Raw genomic sequence first — 21,064 nt, 5'->3', positions numbered from 1 at the left:
GCCACCCGCGCCGGCGGCGAACACCCTGCTATTGTGCCGGCGGATAGGTTGGGCTGGTCAGGCACTGGTCGAACCAGGTGGCATCGGCCTCCTCGAGAGGCCAGAGGCCTTCGACGTCAAGCTTGGGGAGATTCGGATTTGCCGATGAGAAGTGCTCATCCTTGTCAGGATTGAGCTTCCAGCTCGAATCTTCGCCTTTGTCGTTGCCCGCAGCGCAGATATCGCCGGACTGATCGCTGCACACGGCCGAAAGCTTCGCGGTATCGCCCTGGACGGTGCTGACCCCATAATATTCGTAGAGGGACCACGTGGCCCATTCCGTCTGTGCACTGCAGAGCCGGTCCCTGTTTTGAACATGCATGGCGCCGTAGCACTGATAGGAGAAACTCGTCATGCTCTTGTCGTTCGGAATAAATTCGCAGCCGGCGTCAAATCCGGAAAAAGTGCCGCCGCTGTATTTTGCCAGGAAGCGACGCTGCGCTGCGGCCTCTGCCACAAACCCCTTGTCCGAACGATCGTTGAGGCGGCTGGTCCGATCGGCAATCGCCTTTCGCAGCTCGCTGACCGGCAATGGCTTGCCTTGCGAATCTTCACCCAAAGTAGCGTTGCGCGCTGCGATCCATCGGCGCTGACTACTGATGAGCATTGCCCGGACATCCGCATCCGGCGCTGTCTTCAGAAGCGCATTATAGGCCTGCCCCATAGCTGCGTCGGCCGCCTTGAGGGTTGCATTGCCGCATATCCTGACATCGATGGGATCCGTTGCCTTGCTGCAATCGATGGCCCAGGCCGGCGTCGTGGCACCTATCGCGAGGAGTGTTAGCAGCACCATCATCACACGGTTAAGCTTGGCTTTGGATCGATTGGCGAACATGAAACTATCTGCTCCGTGATTTCTGCAGTCGACACGAATCATGCCCGACCGTGAGGCTGAGGACTCGATCGCGCGCATGCGTCCTAGCTTTCGAATGAGCCGGTTGTAGACGCTTTCCGAACTTGGAACGAGCGCGCATTTGTTATGGATGATTTCATGGAGGTTCGAACACCGTCAGGCAATGTGACGGGCCTGCACTTCGTCACGCTGCTGCATTCACGCCTGGATCGATCGCTGGGAAATGGTCGCCGCTTTCAAACGATGTCTTTCAGGCCATCCAACGGTCCGGACAGCGCGGTGCGGGGGGCAACAAGTTCCGGACGAAGAAAATAGACCTTCGGTGTCGACAATGGCTCCTTGATGAGTTCAAACGCCTTGGTGATCATGCCTTCGACGTCCTGCCGTATCATCAGCACCGGGAAGGGCAGAAAAGACGCGAACGGATCATAGTCAAAGCAGCCGACGACCAGATCGGCGAAAAGCTCGCGCGGATGGTTTGACATGAATCGCAAAAGTCCCTCGAAATTGATGGACGAATTGACAAACAATGCGCGGGGCAGGCGTTGCCGCTCATTGAAGAATTTCTCGAATGCGACGCGCGCCGTGTTTGGCGAGTAGTTCGTCGGCTGAATTGACGCTTCGAAATCGCTTCCAAGCAGCTCACGCTTGACGTCTCTGAAGCCGCGGATGCGCTCGCGGCTAGCCTCGTCGTTTCGGCCGCCAAACAGAAACAGCTCATCCGAGCTCAAGGGGTTGTCGGCGGGAAATTGCCGAATAATCGCTTCCGTAAGGATGCGGCTACCTTCGTAGTTATCACTGACGACCGAATGCACCTTGGTGCCGGGCAAGTCGATGTTTATGTGCTTCAATCCGGCCGCTTCGCATATTTCATGCACGCTGTCCGGATCGGTCGCTCCGCAGATGAAAAGCTCGTCAATCGAGTAGGAAACAAGGGTTTCGGCGGTCTGTCGCTCCTCTTCCGGATCACGGCTTGAGCTTACGACGATCGGGCACTGCCCTCTCTTGCGTACATGCGCCTCGAATGTCTGCGCCATCGAAGAAAAATATCGGTTGTCATGGACCGGCAGCATCAGCCCGATAAGGCCGGAGCGGGAGCTGCGAAGACCTCTTGCTTGCTGGTTCGTCGTATATTGCTGCTCTTCCGCCAGATTGCGTATCAGATCCGCGGTGCTTTCCTTGATCCGGCGCTTGCGCCAGGTGCCGTTCAAAACCGCACTCACGGTGGACGCTGAGCTGCCCGATAGGACCGAAAGGTCGTAGATCGTCGCCTTTTTCCTGCTGTCTTTCTTCATGCGCATCTCCTTGAATTCTTCTTAGCCTTCAAACCCCCTTGACGGAAAGGCAATTATGATCGATGTTTTCTGCACCATCGATTGTGCACACAAGAAATATCGATTGTGCATGTGATGGGTTGTTCAATAAAGGTGATCGCCGGGAGCGAGCGTCGCAGGCCATTTCACGCCCTGGAGGAGGGCGCCTGACGAGGTTGATTTTCCTGGTCAACAACAGTGGAGGAGAAATCATGAAGATATTCGCTTTGGCTGCGCTTGCAGCAACGCTTTCGCTTGCCACCGCCATGTCGGCCTATGCCGCCGACACCGGAAAAGTTGGCGTCGTCGTCAAGATCGGCGGCATCCCGTGGTTCAACGCCATGGAAGCCGGCATCAAGGAGCAGGGCAAGAAACTCGGTGTCGATGCATCGATGATCGGCCCGACAAGTGCCGACCCGGCGCTTCAGGTGCGCGCGATCGAGGACCTCATCGCGCAAGGCGTCAAGGTGATCGGCGTCGTCCCGAATGATGCCAAGGTGCTCGAACCGGTTCTGAGCAAGGCGAGAGAAAAGGGTATCATTGTCATCACCCATGAATCGCCGAGCCAGAAGGGTGCCGACTGGGATTTCGAGCTGGCCTCCTCGACTGGCTTCGGTGAAGCCTATGGCAAGCTGCTGGCCGAGAAGATGGGCGGCAAGGGCGAATATGCCGTGTTCGTCGGTTCGCTGACGGTACCGCTCCACAATGCCTGGGCCGATGCTGCCATCGCTTACCTGAAGAAGAACTATCCCGACATGAAGCTCGTCGGCGACCGCTATGGCGTTGCCGAGGATGTCGATAAGAGCCGCAGCACCGCGCTCGACCTGATTTCCGCGCATCCCGATATCAAGGGCTTCCTTGCCTTCGGCAGCCAGGGACCGATCGGCGCCGGCCGTGCCGTTGAGGAGCGCCGCAAGATCGGCAAGATCTTCGTGCTTGGGCCTTTCTCTCCAGGCCAGGGCCAGAAGCTGCTGAAGTCCGATGCGATATCGGGCGGGTTCATGTGGAATCCCAAGCAGGCCGGTGAAGTCTTCGTGACGCTCGCGCAGAAACTGATGAAGGGTGAGGAGATCAAGGATGGCGAAACCATCGAGGGTCTCGGCGTAATCCACCCCGACTTCAAGAACCACAATATCATTGTCGATCAGCTGGTTCAGATCAACAAAGAGACCGTGGGCGACCTGGCCGCAATGGGCCTTTAATTCCGGGACGATTTCCTCCCGGCAGGCTGGGCTGGCTTCGGCTGGCCCGGCCAGTTCACCAATCAAATTTGCATCGAACGGATTATCTGGATGTCTCAGATCGATAGCGCGATTGCGAGCGGCAAGCCGCTGCTCTCGCTGCGCGACATCAATATCACCTTCGGTGGCGTCAAGGCTCTGAAGAACGTGGCCTTCGAGGTTCGCCCGGGCGAGGTTCATTGCCTTGCCGGTGAAAATGGCTCCGGCAAGAGCACTCTGATCAAGATCATCACGGGTGTCTATCAGCCAGCGCCAGGCGCCGTCATCGAATATGACGGTCAGGTCTATGGCCACATGTCGCCGGTTACCGCGCAGGCCAAGGGAATTCAGGTGATCTGGCAGGATCTTGCCTTGTTTCCCGAGATGAGCGTTGCGGAAAATATCGCGTTTCAGACCGTGCTTGGCCGCTGGCCGCGCCTCGTCGATTACCGTCAGATGCGACGGCTGGCGGTCAATGCGCTCAACCGGCTGGGTGTCACGCTTGATGTCAATCTGCCCCTCAAGGAGTTTGCGATCGCTCAACGGCAGATCGTCGCTATCGCCCGTGCTCTGGTTGGCGAAGCGAAGATCGTCTTCATGGACGAGCCGACGGCATCGCTCACGCAATCGGAAACCGACCATCTTCTTCAGATCGTGCGCAATCTTTCCGCCTCCGGCGTGGCCGTCGTCTTCGTCAGCCATCGGCTTGCGGAAGTATTGGATATATCGAGCAGGCTGACGGTGCTTCGGGACGGCGCTCTGGTCGGCGTCTATCCGACCGCGGGCATGACACAGTCGCGCATTACCGAATTGATGACAGGCAAGACGTTCGACAATCAGGTGCGCGCCACACCAAAGGATCAGCAGCCCGTTGTCCTCGATGTCAAGGCGCTCAGCCGGCGCGGCCAGTTCGACGATATTTCCCTGACGGTGCGGCGCGGCGAGACACTCGGCATCACCGGCCTGCTCGGGGCCGGGCGAACGGAATTCGCTCTGGCGCTATTCGGCATGGCGAAACCCGATTCCGGAACGATCACGCTGGATGGCAAGCCTGTAGAATTTTCGTCCAATCGCGACGCGATAAAGGCCGGCATTGCCTATCTCTCGGAGGACCGCCTGTCGCTTGGGCTCATCCAGCCGCAATCGATCGCCGATAATCTGGTGATTTCGTCCTTACGCAAAATTCTTGCCGGCGGCTTTCTATCCGATGCAAAGAAGGAGAGCCTCGTCAGCCACTGGATCCAAGAACTCGGGGTCAAGATCGGCCGGCAGCAGGATGCGATCTCGACATTGTCAGGCGGCAATCAACAACGTGTTGCCATCGCCAAATGGCTGGCGACCGATCCGAAGCTGCTGATCCTCGATGCGCCCACGGTCGGCGTCGACGTCGGGGCACGCGCAGGCATCTTCGACATCGTCGCCGAACTTGCCAAGAGCGGTCTCGCGATCATCCTGATTTCCGACGAGGTGCCGGAAGTCTACTTCAATGCGGATCGCGTTCTGCACATGGCACAGGGCCGGATCGTCGGCTCCTTCGATCCACGGCAATGCTCCCTTCACGATATCGAGGCTGCCGTCTATGCGTAATTTCATCAGCACCCACGCGACGGAAAGCTCCCTGCTGGCGGTGACAATCGTCATCTGCGTGTTCCTGTCCTTCGCAACCGACACTTTCTTCTCGCTCGGCAACAGCTTCGACCTGCTGAACACCAGTGCGGTCAACATCATCTTCGCGGTCGGCCTCCTCGTGGTCCTGATTGCCGGCGGGATCGATATCTCCTTTGCAGTCGCCGCCTCCGTCGTCCAATATCTGACCGTGATCGCGCTCGGCTGGATCGGCGGGGGAGGTTGGGTTTCGGGCCTGCTGATCGCAGCGTCGATCGGCATCCTGCTCGGAGCGATCAACGCCTTTCTCATTCACCGCTTTCGCATCATTTCCATCGTCGCGACGATCTCGACGTTCAACATCTACTTCGGGCTCCTGATGTTCTTCACCAAGGGCGTTTCGATCTATGATCTGCCGGATTGGTTGACGACCAAGGTGGTCCTGTTCGAGCATGAAATGCCTGACGGCAGCTGGATCGAAATCACACTTCCGGTCCTCGTCATGGTGGCCTGCGTCGTCGCCACCTGGATACTCATCACCCGCACCACAATCGGTCGGCAACTCTATGCCTTTGGCGACAATCCGGAAGGCGCACGTCGTTTCGGCATCAATATCGGCGCCATGCAGTTCATCGCCTTCGGATGGCTGGGATTGATGGCCGGGATCGGCGGCCTCGTGCAGGCTCACTATGCACAGGAGGTCGTTCCGAACGCGCTCTATGGCCGCGAGCTCGATGTTCTTGCTGCGGTCGTCCTTGGCGGCGCACGCCTCGGCGGCGGCAGGGGATCGGTGTTCGGCTGTGTTCTCGGCGTGCTCCTGATTTCCATCACGCAAAACGGGCTGAACCTGATGGGTGTCTCTCCCTTCGCCTTCAAAATGATCATCGGCGCCATCATTCTGGTTGCCATCACGCTGTCGAATACACGGATCGAGCGCCTCATGCCGTTCATGCGCAAAGGAGGAGACGCGTGATGACCGCATTCATGCAGAGTTTCCAGAAGCGCTTTGGCGCCGAAATGGCCGGTCCGTCGCTCGCTTTCCTTGCGGTCATGGTGTTCTTCGGGATCGCGTCGCCGCAATTCCTGAGTGCTGCGACCTTCGGTTCTGTTGCCTTCCAGCTACCGGAGCTTGGTCTGCTGACGCTTGCCATGCTGCTGCCCATCCTGACAGGCGGGCTCAATCTCGCCATCACCTTTACGGCCAACATCGCCGGCCTGACCGTCGCCTGGGTCTTGCAGGCAAACGGCGGAGCCGATGCCGGCCCGCTTGCCTTCGCGCTCGGTTGCCTCCTGGCGGTTGCGGTGGGAACGGCCAGCGGCGTGGTGATGGGCTTCGTTGTCGCCTATACCCGCGCCCACCCGATCCTCGTCTCCCTGTCGATGATGATCTTCCTGCGCGGTCTTGGCGAATTCCTGACGCGCGGCGGCGACGTCTCGGGCTTTCCGGCCTTCATCCAGCCTCTCGGCCAAGGAACGCTGCTCGGCATACCCGTGCCGCTTATCGTTTTCATTGTCTGCGTGGTGGTGTGGCATCTGCTGCTGACGCGCACGAAGCTTGGCTTCAACACCTATATGATCGGCTCGAATATCGAAGCCGCCCGCTATTCCGGCGTCAATACGCGGAGGGTCGTCGTGCTCGTCTACGCCCTTTCGGGCGCCATGTGCGCGGTGGCAGGCATCATCATGCTGGCCCGTTTCAACTCCGTGCGCGTCGGTCATGGCGAATCCTATCTGCTGATAACAGTGCTTGCCTGCTTCCTCGGCGGCATCAATCCATTCGGCGGCTTTGGGCGTGTCATACCGGTGTTCGTGGCGCTCGTCGTCCTGCAGCTCCTGTCATCGGGCTTGAACCTTATGGGTGCCAATCAGCACCTTGCAACGGCAGTTTGGGGCCTGCTCCTCGTCGGCGTGATGATCCTGCGCTGGGTCGCATCGCATTACAAATTCCCCACCAATAGAAAAGGATGAAAGCTATGGAAGGCTTTGGTGTTCACACCAGCATGTGGACGATGAATTGGGATCGGTCGGGCGCGGAGCGGGCCGTGGCCGCCGCTGTCAAATACAAGGTCGACTTCATCGAAATCCCGATGCTCAATCCTCCGGCTGTCGACACGGCTCACACAAAGGCATTGCTTGAAAAACACGGGCTGCGGGCTGTGTGCTCCCTGGGCCTTCCCGAGCCCGCCTGGGCATCGGTTCGCCCGGAGGCTGCTATCGAGCATCTGACCGTCGCAATCGACAAGACCGCCGAGCTTGGCGGCGAGGCGCTCTCCGGCGTCATCTATGGCGGCATCGGCGAGCGCACCGGCGTTCCTCCGACGCAAAAGGAATATGACAATGTCGCCCGGGTTCTGACGGCCGCCGCCAAGCATGCCAAGGGTCTTGGCATCGAGCTTGGGGTCGAGGCGGTTAACCGCTACGAAAATCATCTGATCAACACCGGCTGGCAGGCGGTCGAGATGATCGAGCGCGTCGGCGCCGACAATGTCTTCGTTCACCTCGATACCTATCACATGAACATTGAGGAGAAGGGCGCCGCCAATGGCATCCTGGCGGCGCGCGACCACCTCAAATACATCCACCTGTCGGAGAGCGATCGCGGCACGCCTGGTTACGGCACCTGTGACTGGGATGAAATCTTCGCGACCCTTGCGGCGATCGGCTTCAAGGGCGGGCTTGCGATGGAAAGCTTCATCAACATGCCGCCGGAACTGGCCTACGGATTGTCGGTCTGGCGGCCGGTCGCCAAGGATGAAGAAGAGGTCATGGGCAACGGCCTGCCGTTCCTGCGCAACAAGGCTCAGCAGTATGGCCTGATATAGGGTCATCGACTGCATCGATCTCGTTTGATTGCATTGGGCTGGAGGACTATCCAGCCCAACTGCATTTCACTTCTCTTAACCGTGATGGCGCAGGGCGAGAGAGCCTTCAGATGATCTGCGCCAACCACGATTTTCCACCGCTGGACGGACGCCACATTCCACGGATGTCCTCCTCGTAAACGATCTGGATATATCGCAGATCCGCGTCGCCCTGACCTCTACGCCGCTCAACTTAGAAGACGAGGTGGATTAACCGCAATCGACATATGGTTTTCTTGAAAGACGACCATCGAAATGTTTCTGAGTATTGCCTTGTGCCCGATTGAGGATACATCGCAACATGTGGAAACAATCGGGAGTTTCATATGAGGAAAACTATCCTAACAAGCATCGTAGCTTTGGCATTCGCCGCACCGGCCTTTGCGCAGGCAACAACCGATCAGATGGAAATGGCTTACAATTCGGCGCGCAATCAGCTTGGCATCCTGAAATATTGCCAGACCTCGGGCCACATAGACGGCGCAGCCGTTGATGTGCAGCAGAAAATGCTGACCCTCATCCCGCCGCCGTCAGACAAGGCAAAGGGAGATGCCGCGGAAGAAGAGGGCCAGAAAGGCACGATTTCCGCGATGGGCATCACTCAGAATCTTGCAGCCTCTGCAAAGGCGCAGAACGTCACCGAGAAGCAGTTCTGCGAAACCATTGCAAATGCGGTGGTGCAGGCCGGGGCGCAGCTCCCGAAGTAACCAAGCTGGTCGTGGCGGCGAAAGCCGCCACATTCCCTCAGCCTTTTCAAATCATTTCCCGAGCCAATGGTATTCGGCAATCGAAGCCTTGCCGGTTTTTTTGTCGTATAGGCACATGAGGTTCACGGTCTGGGCGCGCCCCTTGGCCTTTCCGAGCGACCCGCGCAGCAGGAGCGCAACCTTGCCGGTTGCGTCATCGAAGACGATCGGGGCGGAAACTTCAGGCGTGTTCATGCGTGACATGCCGATACACGTCCCATTCACCTTCGCGAAAAGCGCATTCCAGGCATCATCGCTCGAAGCGAAAGATTGTGCAGTCGTGGCCAACAAGACCAGCGCGGCGGCCGCCAATTTTACGAACATTTCTTTGCCTTTCACTTTCAGGATCGAATCGCTGCATACGCAGCCATTGTGCCTGACGCAATGCGAGGGCAAAATAAGGGCGTGCAATGCCAAGTGGAATATAGAGCGTAGCGATATCAAGCTAGGTGTTTAAAATTGAGCTGCCGCGCTTGCCGAAAATTGGTTGCCCGACGCTCGAACTTTCTCAAAGTGAGGTAGGTCTGACCGAACCGATCGACTCTCGAAAATGACGAGGCGTCATCCCCGTTCGTTCCTTGAAGATTTCGTAGAAGCGGCTGCTGGAGCCGAAGCCGCAGTCAAAGCCGATCTGCAGCACCGGATCGTTGGTATCCGTCAGCCGCTGCATTGCCCTCGCGATCCGATAGCGCATAAGGTAATCATTCACCGATATGCCAAGAACACTTCGGAACGCCTTGTTGGCGGTGCTTGCGTGTATACCCGCACGCTTTGCGAGATCCGTTACACTTATCGGGTTTGCATATTGAGAATTGATCAAATTGGTAAGCGTCTCCACATAACGAACCGTCTGCCCGCCCGACGAGACCGGCGAGATGGATATGGCGGAATCGGCGCTTTCTGAATTATCCAGGATAAGGCGTCGCATTCGCAGCCTCACTTCGTCGACGATCAGTCTCTGCCTGACAGCATTGCCCGTGCGCCATTCCGTTTCCCATCGGGGGATCATGACTGTGTCTGGCGCCTCTCGATTTCCTTCACGCAGAAACCGACCCTGCATGATCGCTTGCCGGGCCTCTCCATCGATCGGCAAGGCAAGGAAATCGACGAGGGGAAGATAGGCGCACACAAGCGGTGCGTTCGCGGTGACCGCGATGGTCTGATGCGGAATGGCGGCCCAGAACAGGACCAATCGCCCGGCCTCTACCCGTTCCTGCCTGCCGTTGAAGAGATAGGTCATCTCGCCCTCCAGGAGCAGATTGACCTCGACGTGATCGTGCCAATGCGCCGCCGCCATCGCATCCGCCGTGTGACGTTCGATCAGGAACTGGCCTCTGGATCCGATCCATTCTCCGCGCTCGTGATTGCTTCTCATTGTGGTTCAGACTCGGATTCCGGAATTAATAGGCCAATAGCAGGAAGAAACTCTGATTTGGAAGGCGCATTAGCATTGGATGACCTGATGGGAGATTGCAATGCCGAAGATTTGTCTCGTGGGTGCGGGCAGCACCGTTTTTGCGCAGAATATTCTGGGCGACGTCCTATCGTCGCAGGACGGCGGTGATTATGTCATCAGCCTGTTCGATATCGATCCGGAGCGCCTGAAGACGTCGGAGATCGTCGCCCGGCGGATTTGCGCGTCGCTTCAGCTTGCAAATGTCAGGGTCGAAGCAACGCTTGACCGGCGCGAGGCGCTGCGCGGCTCCGACTTCGTGATCCTGATGATGCAGGTCGGCGGCTACAAGCCTGCGACGGTGACCGACTTTGACGTGCCGAAGAGATATGGCCTGCGGCAGACGATCGCCGACACGCTTGGAATCGGCGGTATTTTCCGCGGGCTGCGAACCATCCCGATACTGGAGGCGATCTGCCGCGACATGCAGGAGGTCTGCCCGCAGGCGCTCCTCATGCAATACGTCAACCCGATGGCGATCAATTGCTGGGCCATCAAGGAACTGGCCCCGGAGATCCGGACGGTCGGTCTCTGCCACAGCGTGCAGCACACGGCCGCCCACCTCGCTCAATGCCTCGGCGAGCCTATTGCCGACGTGAACTATGTTTCGGCCGGCATCAACCACGTCGCCTTTTTCCTGAAATATGAGAAGGTGCATGGCGACGGGCGGCGGGAGGACCTTTATCCGCGCCTCAAGGCGCTGGCCGCCGAAGGACGCATTCCGCCGGATGATCGGGTGCGGTTCGATGTGCTTAAAAGACTTGGCCATTTTGTGACCGAATCCAGCGAGCATTTTTCCGAATACACCTCCTGGTACATCAAGGAGGGGCGCGGAGATCTTGTCGACCAGTTCAACATCCCTTTGGACGAATACATCCGCCGCTGCGAAGTGCAGATCGAGGAATGGCACGCTCTGCGGAAGGAGCTGGAAGGCGACAAGCCGATCGAGGTCTGCCGCAGCAACGAATATGCCGCCGGCATCATCCATGCTGCAGTCACCGGCAACCCGGCTTTGATCTATGGCAATGTGCCGAACAATGGGCTGATCGAGAATCTGCCGGACGAATGTATCGTCGAAGTGCCTTGCCATGTCGATCGAAACGGCATTCAGCCGATCCGGATCGGACGCATCCCCTCGCAGCTCGCCGCCGTCATGAACTTGAGCGTTTCCGTCCAACAGCTGACGGTCGAGGCAGCTTTGACAGGAAAACGAGACCGCATCTACCAGGCGGCACTCCTCGATCCGCATACCTCTGCGGAGCTATCTCCGGACCAGATCTGGAACCTCGTGGACGATCTGATCGAGGCACATGGCGACCTCCTGCCCAGCTATCATTGACGCGGGGCCGCCTGGAGAACGGGCGGCAAGGCAATGCATAATCAAGTGCGATCCTGTCACAGAGCGCGCCGTCGATTTGACGGCGCGTTTTTGTTTTAACGCATCGTCAATAGATCATAAAAAATCAGAAATCTGATTGACAATGATCTTTTTGGATGAAAATGTGATTGAAAATAAGGCTAAGACCGTGGGAGTTCTTCGTTGAGCCAGGCAGTTGGAGTAAAGGTCGATCGTCTCGATGCCATTCGCAGCCATCTTTATGCGAACGGCTTTTCGACCATCCAGGCGCTCGCCGATGCGATCGGGGCTTCGCTTGCCACAGTTCGAAGAGACCTGCAGATTCTGGAGCAGGAAGGCGCGATCGACCGGGTTCACGGCGGCGCGCGGATTGCCGAAGGATCATCGGTCGAAGTTGCGTTTCAGGAGCGGGAAAAGCGCCATTTGTCGGCCAAGCGGGCGATCGCTACCGCGGCCTATGAGCTGCTGCATCCGCGCACGGCCATCTTTCTCGATGCGGGAACAACCGTCCTGCAGCTTGCCCGCCTCATTCGCATCAACCCCATGCCGCTCAGGATCTTCACCAACGGGCTGACGGTTGCGCAGGAATTCCTGAATATTCCGAACCTCGAAGTCGTGCTGCTCGGCGGCCAGCTGCGCAGCGAGAATGCATCATTCGTCGGGCCGTTGGCCGAGGCGATGCTCGAGACCATCTGGTTCGATCAGCTTTTTCTCGGCGCAAGCGCAATCAGCACCGATGGCGCGATCTACAGCGTGGATAGCGCGGAGGCGAGCCTCAACCAGCGCATGCTGGCGCGATCGGCCAATCGTTTCGTTCTGGCTGATTCATCAAAGTTCGGGACCATGGCGACCTACAAGGTCGCGCCGTTGAATGCTGCAAAGGTCATCACCGACTCCGGATTGACGCGCCACTGGCGCGACGAACTGGTCAACTTCGGCGTCGATACGACAATCGCCGATGCGGGGGCAAAGGAGTGAGCGACGAGCTGATCCTTGGCATCGATGGTGGTGGAAGCAAGGTGCTGGTTGCCCTTGCAGACCGAACCGGCCGGATCTTGCGGACATCCCGCGGCAGCGGCGTCAACCCGATGGACAATCCGAACTGGCTGCAAGAGCTGGAGCGGCATCTGCAGCCCTTTCGCGATGAACCACGACTAGCGGCTGTTGCCGCTGCCCTGCCTGCCTATGGCGAAGTCGAGCGCCTATCGGCGCTTCAACGCGATGCTATCGAACGGGCATTTCCACATATCCGCCGTCAGGTGCTCAACGACGTTGACGCGGCGCATCTCGGTGCATTTGCCGGCCAACCGGGCATTCTCATTCTATCCGGCACGGGTTCGATGTCATGGGCACGCAATGCCGCCGGCACCTCTGCTCGCACGGGCGGATGGGGTGATGTGATCGGGGACGAAGGCAGCAGCCACTGGATCGGGGGCAAGGCGCTCAACCTCGTCAGTCAGAGCCTGGACGGACGTGCTCCCGCGACCGCGCTGGTGAAAGCCTTGTTCGCCCGGCTTCATATCGATGCGGCGGATCCGATGAACGGGCTTGGCGATTGGGTCAGCGGGCTTGCCAATCCACGAGCGGAGATTGCGGCATTGGCAGTGCTGGTCGATGAGGTTGCCCAAGGTGGCGACGAGGGCTCTCTGGGGCTGCTTGAACAGGCAGCAGAAGAGCTCGCGAAGCATCATCTGGCTATTGCCGCACATTGCGATCCGGGCGCCGAATGGACCTATGCCGGCGGCACTTTTTCAAGCCGCACCCTCCTGAACGCGCTTAAGCGCCGCATTGGCAGGCCGCCGGCTCAGCCGAAACTTCCCCCTATTGGTGGCGCGCTCCTGGCCGCCGCCCAACTTCTCGACTGGCCCCTGGAAGAGGGCTGGTGCGGGCAAATCGCGGCCACGGCCAAAGGCGGTGACCGCGCATCCAAGTGAATTGAGCTCAAGAACAATCAAGGATGGGAACATGCATAAATTCATCTTGCCTCTACTCGCTTCAGCGGCGCTGGCGATCGCCATGCCTGCTTTCGCTCAGAACGCCAAGCCGCTGGCCGGCCAATCGATCACCGTGCTGATGCCATCGCCGCAAGGCGCGAATATCGCAGCCGATTTTGAAGCCGAAACCGGCATCCATGTCGACCTGCAGACGCTATCCTGGGACGATATCCGCCCCAAGCTGATCACCGCCCTCGTAGCCGGAACCGCACCGGCCGACGTTACCGAGTTCGATTGGTCGTGGACCGGCCAGTTCAGCGCGGCCGGCTGGTATCTGCCGCTAAACGATGTAATCGATGCGGACACCGTCAAGGATATCGGCGTTTCGAATATCTTCACGGTTGACGGCAAGCTGCTCGGCGTTCCCTACAGCAACGACTTCCGCGTCATGCTGGTCAACAAGAAGCATTTTGCGGATGCGGGCATCACCGAGATGCCGAAGACGCTGGATGCGCTGGTCGCCGACGCCAAGAAGATCAAGGAAAAGGGCATTACCCAGTATCCGATCGGCCTGCCGGTTTCGGCCACGGAAGGTGCGTCGACGAGCTGGTACCTGCTGACCAAGGCCTTCGGCGGTGAGCTCTTCGACAAGGACTTCAATCCGCTTTTCACCTCACCGGATTCAGCGGGTTACAAGGCGCTCGCTTTCGAGCTGATGCTGCTCAAGGAAGGCCTCGTCGATCCGGCCTCGACCGGCCTGAAGGACAGCCAGATCAATGAGAGCATGTTTGCGCAGGGCATCGCCAGTATCATGATCTCGGGCGAGCCGGGGCGCCTCAGCCAGATGAATGACCCCAAGCAATCTAAGGTCGCTGGCCAGGTCGAAGCTATCCTTGTACCGACGGCGAGCGGCGACACGCGCAGTTTCGGCCTGCCGGAAGCCCTTGCCATTCCAAATGTCTCCCCCAACAAGGAGGCGGCGATCGCCTTCGTGAAGTGGTTTACAAGCAAGGATTTCCAGAAAAAGAACGCCGCCAACGGCTTCCTGCCGACACGCACCTCGGCGCTATCCGAACTGAACCAGGCCGGAAAGCTGATCAGCGGCAATGCCCTCGTCGCGCAGTCCAAGACGGTCGAACCGCTGTTCCCGCAGGGCACTCCGCCTTGGTATCCGCAATTCTCCAGCGGCGTGAACACGGCGATCAACAGCGCCGCCAAGGGCCAGATGACCGTCGACCAGGCGATGCAGGCTATCGCTGATGCTGCCAAGCAGGCAATGTCGCAATGACAGCCGTTACGTCAGAAGGTGTTACGAGCAAGCGTGGGGTCGGCGTCAGCGCCGACACCATACTCGGCCTGCTGCTGGTGTCGCCCATCGTCATCACCATGGCCGCCCTGGTCTTCTATCCAATGGGTCGAACTCTTTGGGACAGCTTGCACAGGGTCAATCCCATGCAGGCGGGCACTCCATTTGTCGGCCTGGAAAACTACGGCCGGATGCTGACCGACGGCCAGCTTGCGACGACCTGGGTCAACACGCTCATCTACGTCGTTCTGGCCGTGGCCGCGGAAACCATCTTCGGCGTCCTTGCGGCTGCGCTCATCAACCAGATCAAGATCGGGCGGCAATGGGTGCTTGCGGCAGTAATTCTGCCCTGGGCTCTTCCCGGCGTCGTCAATTCGGTGATCTGGCTCTGGATCTATCAGCCAGGCGCCGGCCTGTTGAACGGCATTCTCTCGGCACTCGGGCTGCCCTTCGAAAACCACGTCTGGTTCAACGATCGAACCAGCGCGATCATAGCCGTCACCGTTGTTCATGTTTGGCGGATGATGCCGTTGACGATCGTCATTGTTCTGGCGGCGATGCAGAGCATTCCGGCGCATCTCTACGAGGCCGCCCGCATCGACGGAGCCACGCGCTTTCAGATGTTCGGATTGGTCACTCTTCCGCTCGTTCGAAGCGCCATCGCCGTCGCCATGACGAATGCGACCGTGAATGCCTTCAATCTCTTCGACGAAGCCTGGGTCCTTGCGGGTGCAAGCCTGGAGACGCGGCCCGTGCTGGTGCAAATCTACCTTGAGACGTTCCAGAACCTGCGCTTTTCCTATGGCATGGCGCTCTCGGTGGTCATCACGCTCGTATCTCTGCTCATCTCGCTCGTCTACGTCCTTCGCGTTTATCGCAACACACGGTTCGACTGATGAAGACCACCATTCCATACAGAATCATGGTTTGGACCGGCGTTGCCGTCCTGTTGATCTGGTCCCTGGGGCCGATCTACTGGACCATCGCAAGCTCGGTCACACCCACCGACGATTTCTCTACGCGGCCGATCAACTTCTTCCCGAAGCACTTCACGCTGGATCATTATTCCCGACTGCTTGGCATCGACATTGCCCGGATCGGTGGCGTGGAAGTGTTCAAGCAATTCCAGGCAGCCCTGATCAACAGCGTGGTTACCTCGGTAGCGGCGACGCTGCTTTGTGTCGCGGTCTCCGCGCTCGGTGCCTATGCATTTACGCGGCTTCAATTTCCTGGCCGAAAGACACTCTTCATCGCCGTCGTGGCGACGCTGGCGATCCCGGCCTATGCCGTATTGATCCCGCTCTACCAGATCATGATCAAGCTGCATCTGGTCGATACCTATGTCGGCGTCGCGCTGATCTATGTTTCGGCCTATCTGCCGCTGTCGCTGTGGCTGCTTAGAAGCGTCTTCGAAGCCCTTCCGATCGCTCTGGAGGAGGCTGCGCAGCTCGATGGCGCGGGCAAGCTCTACATCTTCTTCAATATCGTGCTGCCACTCGCCGGACCCGGGCTGACGGCAGCCGCGATCCTGACCTTCCTGGGTGCCTGGGGACAATATCTCGTTCCGCTCATCTTCTCGCCGCAGGCGACGAAACCCCTGACTGTTCTGATCCCCGAATTCGTCACCAAGAATTTCATCGACTATGGCCTGATCACGGCAAGCGGCTCGATCGCAATCGTCATTCCCGCCTTGGTCGTCATTTTCCTCAACCGATACCTCGTCAGCGGTCTGCTGGCTGGTTCGGTCAAATAATCGGAGACCCCATGAACACGACCGAAAAGGTTATTTTCGAGCAATATCCCTATTGGGAAAAGGCCATTGGCTCGAATTCAGCCATCGATAGCACCGAGCTGCTCGTCTTTGTCGGCTGCGGCACATCTTTCAATCTTGCGCTCTCGCTGGCCGCCTATGCGAACATGGCCGGATACAAGGCAATCGCGGTCCCTGGCGCGGAATGGCAGAACCGGCCGTCGGCCTTCTGGCCGGAATGGCGAAAGACCCATGTGGTCGCGCTCTCGCGCAGCGGTGAGACGACCGAGACTGTCGCCGCGGCCAAGGCAAGCCGCGCCGCCGGAGCCTTCGTAACGGCCATCACCGTCGAACCGGAAAGCTCGCTCGCGAAAAACTGCGATCGGATGATCGCCGCCGCGACGCACCCGGAAGAAGGCATCGTCATGACGGTGTCGGCGAGCCTTATGGTGCTTCTCGGCTTGCAGATGATCGGGCAGGAAATCCCGCTATCGGCTATCAGCTCCGCCCGCCGGCTTGCCGACGATCTCGATGCTGCACTTCCCCAAATTATCGCCGGCCGCTCGCATTTCGTATTTCTGGGCGGCGGCCCGCTATTCGGCATTGCCTTGGAAGGCGCGCTCAAGCTCATGGAAATGAGCCAGGTGATGACGCAGGCCTTCCACCCGCTGGAATATCGCCACGGGCCCATCAGCCTTGTCGACGGAAAGACTGCCGCAGTGGTGCTCTACACCTCGGATCAGAAAGAGGCCGAGATCAAACTGGTGGACGAGTTGCGGGAAAAGGGCGCGGTTGTCATCGGAATTGGTGGCCCGGGAGATCTCGAACTCGCCACGGATGTCGATCTTTCGCTTGCCGGTCTCGTCGTCCTCCCGGCGTTGCAGATCCTTGGCGAACGCGTTGCCCAGGCCCATCAGATCGATACCGTTTCCCCGCGCCACCTGACCAAGGTTGTGAAACTCGCATGACGTCGATCGAAGAGAACCGCCAGATCGCGCTTCGAAAGCTCTTCGGAGCAAGCAATCTGCCCCTGCCGCGCGGCATCACCTCCGTTTGCTCGGCTCACCCGCTCGTCATCGAGGCGGCGCTTCGCCGCGCAACTGCTGAAGGCCGGGCAGTGCTCATCGAAGCCACCTGCAATCAGGTCAATCAGGAGGGCGGCTATACCGGGATGAGGCCGGCGGACTTTCGCCGGTTCATCGAAGGGATCGCCGCAGAGGTCGGCTATCCCGCCGAGCGCATCATTCTCGGGGGCGATCATCTCGGTCCCAATCCGTGGAGAAAACTGCCCGCCGAAGAAGCGATGACGCGGGCAGAGGCCATGGTCGCAGCCTATGTCGAGGCGGGATTCGAGAAGCTCCATCTCGACACCTCGATGGGCTGCGCCGGCGAGCCCGTTGCGCTTGCTGACGAGTTGACTGCGGCCCGGGCCGCGCGCCTTGCCAAAGTCGCGGAAGATGCAGCGAAGCGCTCTAATCGCCGTCCGCCTGTTTACATCATCGGAACCGAAGTGCCGCCGCCCGGTGGAGCAACGCATGCGCTCGAAGAGATCGAGATCACACGGGCTGACGCAGCCTTGAAAACGCTGGCGGTTCATCGTTCTTCTTTCGCCGCGGCAGGCGTCGCAGCGGCAATGGAGCGCGTCATCGGGATCGTGGTGCAGCCGGGCGTGGAGTTCGGCAACGCGAATGTCGCGCTTTATAGACCCGAGCGAGCCGGCAACCTCGTTTCTGCTCTGGACGACATGCCGGGACTGCTTTTTGAAGCGCATTCCACCGACTACCAACCAACTGAAGCCTTGTCCGCTCTTGTCGATGGTGGCTTTGCCATTCTGAAGGTGGGACCGGGCCTGACCTTTGCCCTGCGGGAAGCTCTATACGGTCTCGATGCGATCGCGGATGTGCTTGCCGGGGCGGCATCGCACACCGGCCTGGCCGCGACCATGGAAGCAATCATGCTCGATCAACCCACACATTGGGCCGGCCATTACAGCGGCAGCCCCGAGGAACAACGGCTGCAGCGACATTTCAGCTATAGCGACCGCATTCGCTATTACTGGCCAGACGCGCGCGCGGCGGCTGCCGTCGATGCAGTGTTCGATCGGCTCCAAGGCGATATCCCGGAGACCCTGATCAGCCAGTATCTGGCCAGGCTCTATCCCGATGTCGTGTCGAAGCGGATCGTCCCACGGGCGAGAGGACTCTGCCTTGCTGCGATCGATACGGTGCTGGCGCCTTATTCCGCTGCCACGGCAGCCCGATAACAGAAGCGCGGCCATCTTCAGCGAACGGCCGCAGACCGAACCTTAAGAATTCCAGCCGGAGAGAGTTATGGCGTCAGTAAACGTGGCGAATGCCCGCAAGAGCTACGGTCACTTCGAAGTTCTGCACGGGGTCAATATCGATATCCAGGACGGCGAGTTCGTCATCCTCGTCGGTCCGTCCGGCTGCGGAAAATCGACCCTGTTGCGGATGATCGCCGGGCTCGAGGAGATTTCAGACGGCAGGATCTCGATCGGCAACAAGGTCGTGAACAATGTCGCGCCTAAAGAGCGCGATATCGCCATGGTCTTTCAGTCCTACGCGCTTTATCCGCATTTGACCGTCGAGGCGAATATGGGCTTTTCGTTGAGGCTGGCGAAAGCACCGAAAGAGCAGACAAGGCAGCGAGTGCTGGAGGCCGCCCAAATTCTCGGGCTTGAACACCTGCTCGACAGATATCCGAGAAACCTCTCCGGCGGCCAGCGCCAACGCGTGGCCATGGGCCGGGCAATCGTGCGGCAGCCGCAAGTCTTCCTGTTTGACGAACCATTGTCGAATCTGGATGCGAAACTGCGCGTTCAGATGCGCTCCGAGATCAAGCAGTTGCACCAGCGGTTGAAGACAACGATCGTCTACGTCACGCATGATCAGATCGAAGCCATGACCATGGCCGACCGGATCGTGGTGATGCGCGATGGATATGTGGAGCAGATCGGCTCACCCCTGGATCTTTATGATCACCCGGCAAACCTCTTTGTTGCCGGCTTCATCGGCTCGCCGGGAATGAACCTCATTCGTGGCAAAGTCAGCACCGCCGGCGCGCCCACCTTCATTGCGGACGGGGGAGGGCAGCTGCCCTTGCCCGATGGGGCAATGCTGGAGCCGGGAGCGGAAATCATTTACGGAATCAGACCGGAGCATCTGACGATCGGGCAAGGTCCTGTTACGGCGGAAGTCGTCCTCATCGAGCCCACCGGTGCTGAAACCCAGGTGACGGCCAAGCTCGACTCGGACCACCTCATTGCGACTGTGCGGGAGCGGCTGGATCTGCGCGCCGGCGATAGTATCGTCATCGCTCCAGACCTCGGCAAGGTGCATCTATTTGATGCGAAAACGGAAAAGCGGCTCGTGTCGATCTAGCATCTGATCGGATTCAGGCGGCGATTGCGATCCTTGTTCCGCCAAACTCATTATCTTGTGGAGAGTCGCCGGCTCCTGCCGTAATGCGCACACGTTCCTCACTAGGATCTCTATGCTTCCGCGAATCGCTACGGTGTCCGCCCGATAGTGGCACGCGAACGCGAGTGACATTGAAATTGATCCATTGGAGTCCTTCATGGCCGACATCCGCGCACCGCTTTCCGGGGTGATACCGAAGATTTCCGTCGTAGGCGTCGGCGGCGGCGGCGGCAACGCAATCAACAACATGATTGCCGAAGAGCTTCAGGGTGTCGAATTCATCGCCGCCAACACGGACGCGCAAGCGCTCGCGACCTCGAAGGCCGCCAAGCGCATTCAGCTGGGTGCACAAGTAACCGAAGGTCTCGGCGCGGGTTCCTTGCCGGATATCGGGCGCGCTGCCGCCGAAGAATCCATCGATGAGATCATGGATCACCTTCACGGCACCCATATGTGCTTCATTACGGCCGGCATGGGCGGCGGCACCGGCACCGGCGCTGCCCCTGTTATCGCTCAGGTCGCGCGCCAAGCAGGCATCCTCACGGTCGGCGTCGTTACCAAGCCCTTTACCTTCGAAGGCAACCGGCGCATGCGCACGGCCGATGCCGGTATCGAACGGCTTCGCGAATGTGCGGATACCGTCATCGTCATCCCCAATCAGAACCTGTTTCGCATTGCGGATGCCACGACCACCTTCGCGAATGCCTTCGTGACCGCGGACCGGGTGCTCTATGCCGGTGTCAGCTGCATCACCGATCTGATCATCAAGGAAGGCCTCATCAATCTCGATTTCGCCGACGTCAAATCCGTCATGCGTGGCATGGGCCGGGCCATGATGGGAACGGGCGAGGCGAGCGGCCCGGGCCGTGCATTGAAGGCCGCAGACGCCGCCGTTGCCAATCCTCTGCTGGATGACATGAGCATGAAGGGCGCGCGTGGCGTGCTGATCTCCATCTCTGGCGGCACGGACATGACGCTGTTCGAGGTCGACGAGGCCGCCAGCCGCATCCGCGATGAAGTCCTTGACGATGCCGATATCGTTGTCGGAGCGATTTTTGACCGGAACCTTGACGGCGTGTTCAGGGTATCGGTCGTAGCGACGGGTCTCGATGGTTTCGCGGCGGCCGGCAATCAGTTCGGAAGCGTCGGACTGGATCAGCGCTAAAGAGTGGCGCTGAACGGCGCCC

General features: G+C 59.1%; 21 protein-coding genes. 17 read left to right on the top strand and 4 right to left on the bottom strand.

Annotation, left to right across the window (positions count from 1 at the left end):
- Positions 1-28: 28 nt before the first annotated feature.
- Both BSK43_RS12860 and BSK43_RS12855 read right to left on the bottom strand, forming a co-directional pair.
- A complete protein-coding gene (locus BSK43_RS12860; RefSeq protein WP_169055390.1) occupies positions 29-874 on the bottom strand; it encodes a lysozyme inhibitor LprI family protein in 846 nt (281 codons plus the stop codon).
- 254 nt (positions 875-1,128) lie between these two features.
- Positions 1,129-2,187 carry a LacI family DNA-binding transcriptional regulator gene (locus BSK43_RS12855; protein ID WP_068389693.1) on the bottom strand — a complete coding sequence of 353 codons (1,059 nt, stop codon included), beginning with the start codon at positions 2,185-2,187 and terminating at the stop codon, positions 1,129-1,131.
- Positions 2,188-2,417: 230 nt separating this feature from the next.
- Between BSK43_RS12855 and BSK43_RS12850 the strand changes: the two genes are divergently transcribed.
- The 6 genes from BSK43_RS12850 to BSK43_RS12825 all read left to right on the top strand — a co-directional run bounded on the left by BSK43_RS12850 (position 2,418) and on the right by BSK43_RS12825 (position 8,598).
- Positions 2,418-3,407: an autoinducer 2 ABC transporter substrate-binding protein gene (locus BSK43_RS12850; RefSeq protein ID WP_077470573.1), complete on the top strand. Its 990-nt coding sequence runs from the start codon at positions 2,418-2,420 to the stop codon at positions 3,405-3,407.
- A 90-nt stretch (positions 3,408-3,497) separates the two neighbouring features.
- Positions 3,498-5,012 carry a sugar ABC transporter ATP-binding protein gene (locus tag BSK43_RS12845; protein WP_136686890.1) on the top strand — a complete coding sequence of 505 codons (1,515 nt, stop codon included), beginning with the start codon at positions 3,498-3,500 and terminating at the stop codon, positions 5,010-5,012.
- A complete protein-coding gene (locus BSK43_RS12840) occupies positions 5,005-6,003 on the top strand; it encodes an ABC transporter permease (RefSeq protein ID WP_077470572.1) in 999 nt (332 codons plus the stop codon). Before BSK43_RS12845 ends, BSK43_RS12840 begins: the two co-directional genes overlap by 8 nt.
- Complete coding sequence (locus tag BSK43_RS12835) at positions 6,003-6,998, top strand: ABC transporter permease (RefSeq protein WP_077470571.1); 996 nt, start codon at positions 6,003-6,005, stop codon at positions 6,996-6,998. Before BSK43_RS12840 ends, BSK43_RS12835 begins: the two co-directional genes overlap by 1 nt.
- Positions 6,999-7,003: 5 nt before the next feature.
- Positions 7,004-7,852: a sugar phosphate isomerase/epimerase gene (locus BSK43_RS12830; protein WP_077470570.1), complete on the top strand. Its 849-nt coding sequence runs from the start codon at positions 7,004-7,006 to the stop codon at positions 7,850-7,852.
- A gap of 365 nt (positions 7,853-8,217) precedes the next feature.
- Entirely contained in the window at positions 8,218-8,598 is a 381-nt protein-coding gene (locus BSK43_RS12825; protein ID WP_077470569.1) for a pore-forming ESAT-6 family protein, read from the top strand.
- Positions 8,599-8,649: 51 nt separating this feature from the next.
- Here the strand turns inward: BSK43_RS12825 and BSK43_RS35665 are convergent, their stop codons facing one another.
- Positions 8,650-8,832 carry a hypothetical protein gene (locus BSK43_RS35665; RefSeq protein ID WP_246662558.1) on the bottom strand — a complete coding sequence of 61 codons (183 nt, stop codon included), beginning with the start codon at positions 8,830-8,832 and terminating at the stop codon, positions 8,650-8,652.
- On the opposite strand from BSK43_RS35665, the gene BSK43_RS35660 reads away from it, so the two are divergent.
- On the top strand, positions 8,831-9,094 hold the full coding sequence (locus BSK43_RS35660) for a hypothetical protein (protein ID WP_246662557.1): 264 nt from the start codon (positions 8,831-8,833) through the stop codon (positions 9,092-9,094). The two genes, BSK43_RS35665 and BSK43_RS35660, sit on opposite strands and share 2 nt — an antisense overlap.
- 51 nt (positions 9,095-9,145) lie before the next feature.
- Here the strand turns inward: BSK43_RS35660 and BSK43_RS12815 are convergent, their stop codons facing one another.
- Positions 9,146-10,012, bottom strand: coding sequence for a helix-turn-helix domain-containing protein (locus BSK43_RS12815; RefSeq protein ID WP_077470567.1), 867 nt, complete (start codon positions 10,010-10,012; stop codon positions 9,146-9,148).
- Between the two features lie 100 nt (positions 10,013-10,112).
- Between BSK43_RS12815 and BSK43_RS12810 the strand changes: the two genes are divergently transcribed.
- From BSK43_RS12810 to ftsZ, 10 genes are all read left to right on the top strand, one after another.
- Complete coding sequence (locus tag BSK43_RS12810) at positions 10,113-11,429, top strand: alpha-glucosidase/alpha-galactosidase (protein ID WP_077470566.1); 1,317 nt, start codon at positions 10,113-10,115, stop codon at positions 11,427-11,429.
- 201 nt (positions 11,430-11,630) lie between these two features.
- Entirely contained in the window at positions 11,631-12,425 is a 795-nt protein-coding gene (locus tag BSK43_RS12805) for a DeoR/GlpR family DNA-binding transcription regulator (protein ID WP_068389317.1), read from the top strand.
- Positions 12,422-13,381: a BadF/BadG/BcrA/BcrD ATPase family protein gene (locus BSK43_RS12800; RefSeq protein WP_077470565.1), complete on the top strand. Its 960-nt coding sequence runs from the start codon at positions 12,422-12,424 to the stop codon at positions 13,379-13,381. The genes BSK43_RS12805 and BSK43_RS12800 overlap by 4 nt, the downstream gene beginning before the upstream one ends.
- 31 nt (positions 13,382-13,412) lie before the next feature.
- Positions 13,413-14,669: a sugar ABC transporter substrate-binding protein gene (locus BSK43_RS12795; protein WP_077470564.1), complete on the top strand. Its 1,257-nt coding sequence runs from the start codon at positions 13,413-13,415 to the stop codon at positions 14,667-14,669.
- Positions 14,666-15,583: a sugar ABC transporter permease gene (locus BSK43_RS12790; RefSeq protein WP_077470563.1), complete on the top strand. Its 918-nt coding sequence runs from the start codon at positions 14,666-14,668 to the stop codon at positions 15,581-15,583. The genes BSK43_RS12795 and BSK43_RS12790 overlap by 4 nt, the downstream gene beginning before the upstream one ends.
- The gene (locus BSK43_RS12785; protein ID WP_068389306.1) at positions 15,583-16,440 is read left to right on the top strand and encodes a carbohydrate ABC transporter permease; all 858 of its coding nucleotides are present in this window, start codon (positions 15,583-15,585) and stop codon (positions 16,438-16,440) included. The genes BSK43_RS12790 and BSK43_RS12785 overlap by 1 nt, the downstream gene beginning before the upstream one ends.
- Positions 16,441-16,451: 11 nt before the next feature.
- Complete coding sequence (locus tag BSK43_RS12780; protein WP_077470562.1) at positions 16,452-17,405, top strand: SIS domain-containing protein; 954 nt, start codon at positions 16,452-16,454, stop codon at positions 17,403-17,405.
- A complete protein-coding gene (locus BSK43_RS12775; protein ID WP_077470561.1) occupies positions 17,402-18,700 on the top strand; it encodes a D-tagatose-bisphosphate aldolase, class II, non-catalytic subunit in 1,299 nt (432 codons plus the stop codon). Before BSK43_RS12780 ends, BSK43_RS12775 begins: the two co-directional genes overlap by 4 nt.
- 67 nt (positions 18,701-18,767) lie before the next feature.
- Positions 18,768-19,838: a sn-glycerol-3-phosphate ABC transporter ATP-binding protein UgpC gene (gene ugpC, locus BSK43_RS12770; protein ID WP_077470560.1), complete on the top strand. Its 1,071-nt coding sequence runs from the start codon at positions 18,768-18,770 to the stop codon at positions 19,836-19,838.
- 196 nt (positions 19,839-20,034) lie between these two features.
- Positions 20,035-21,042 carry a cell division protein FtsZ gene (gene ftsZ / locus BSK43_RS12765; RefSeq protein ID WP_077470559.1) on the top strand — a complete coding sequence of 336 codons (1,008 nt, stop codon included), beginning with the start codon at positions 20,035-20,037 and terminating at the stop codon, positions 21,040-21,042.
- Positions 21,043-21,064: the final 22 nt, after the last annotated feature.

The organism is Rhizobium sp. P44RR-XXIV, assembly GCF_001999485.2.
In the GTDB taxonomy this organism is placed as follows: domain Bacteria; phylum Pseudomonadota; class Alphaproteobacteria; order Rhizobiales; family Rhizobiaceae; genus Rhizobium.
Note: the sequence above shows the minus strand (reverse complement) of the source record. Positions and strands in the feature narration are given on the sequence as shown.

What these genes read in the sequence shown, in the direction of transcription:
- BSK43_RS12790 (WP_077470563.1), top strand. Translation starts at nt 14,666, where the DNA reads ATGACAGCCGTTACGTCAGAAGGTGTTACGAGCAAGCGTGGGGTCGGC.
- BSK43_RS12855 (WP_068389693.1), bottom strand. Translation starts at nt 2,187, where the DNA reads ATGAAGAAAGACAGCAGGAAAAAGGCGACGATCTACGACCTTTCGGTC.
- BSK43_RS12815 (WP_077470567.1), bottom strand. Translation starts at nt 10,012, where the DNA reads ATGAGAAGCAATCACGAGCGCGGAGAATGGATCGGATCCAGAGGCCAG.
- BSK43_RS12845 (WP_136686890.1), top strand. Translation starts at nt 3,498, where the DNA reads ATGTCTCAGATCGATAGCGCGATTGCGAGCGGCAAGCCGCTGCTCTCG.
- BSK43_RS12830 (WP_077470570.1), top strand. Translation starts at nt 7,004, where the DNA reads ATGGAAGGCTTTGGTGTTCACACCAGCATGTGGACGATGAATTGGGAT.
- BSK43_RS12795 (WP_077470564.1), top strand. Translation starts at nt 13,413, where the DNA reads ATGCATAAATTCATCTTGCCTCTACTCGCTTCAGCGGCGCTGGCGATC.
- BSK43_RS12825 (WP_077470569.1), top strand. Translation starts at nt 8,218, where the DNA reads ATGAGGAAAACTATCCTAACAAGCATCGTAGCTTTGGCATTCGCCGCA.
- BSK43_RS12810 (WP_077470566.1), top strand. Translation starts at nt 10,113, where the DNA reads ATGCCGAAGATTTGTCTCGTGGGTGCGGGCAGCACCGTTTTTGCGCAG.
- BSK43_RS35660 (WP_246662557.1), top strand. Translation starts at nt 8,831, where the DNA reads ATGCGTGACATGCCGATACACGTCCCATTCACCTTCGCGAAAAGCGCA.
- ugpC (WP_077470560.1), top strand. Translation starts at nt 18,768, where the DNA reads ATGGCGTCAGTAAACGTGGCGAATGCCCGCAAGAGCTACGGTCACTTC.
- ftsZ (WP_077470559.1), top strand. Translation starts at nt 20,035, where the DNA reads ATGGCCGACATCCGCGCACCGCTTTCCGGGGTGATACCGAAGATTTCC.
- BSK43_RS12835 (WP_077470571.1), top strand. Translation starts at nt 6,003, where the DNA reads ATGACCGCATTCATGCAGAGTTTCCAGAAGCGCTTTGGCGCCGAAATG.
- BSK43_RS35665 (WP_246662558.1), bottom strand. Translation starts at nt 8,832, where the DNA reads ATGAACACGCCTGAAGTTTCCGCCCCGATCGTCTTCGATGACGCAACC.
- BSK43_RS12850 (WP_077470573.1), top strand. Translation starts at nt 2,418, where the DNA reads ATGAAGATATTCGCTTTGGCTGCGCTTGCAGCAACGCTTTCGCTTGCC.
- BSK43_RS12780 (WP_077470562.1), top strand. Translation starts at nt 16,452, where the DNA reads ATGAACACGACCGAAAAGGTTATTTTCGAGCAATATCCCTATTGGGAA.
- BSK43_RS12840 (WP_077470572.1), top strand. Translation starts at nt 5,005, where the DNA reads ATGCGTAATTTCATCAGCACCCACGCGACGGAAAGCTCCCTGCTGGCG.
- BSK43_RS12860 (WP_169055390.1), bottom strand. Translation starts at nt 874, where the DNA reads ATGTTCGCCAATCGATCCAAAGCCAAGCTTAACCGTGTGATGATGGTG.
- BSK43_RS12785 (WP_068389306.1), top strand. Translation starts at nt 15,583, where the DNA reads ATGAAGACCACCATTCCATACAGAATCATGGTTTGGACCGGCGTTGCC.
- BSK43_RS12775 (WP_077470561.1), top strand. Translation starts at nt 17,402, where the DNA reads ATGACGTCGATCGAAGAGAACCGCCAGATCGCGCTTCGAAAGCTCTTC.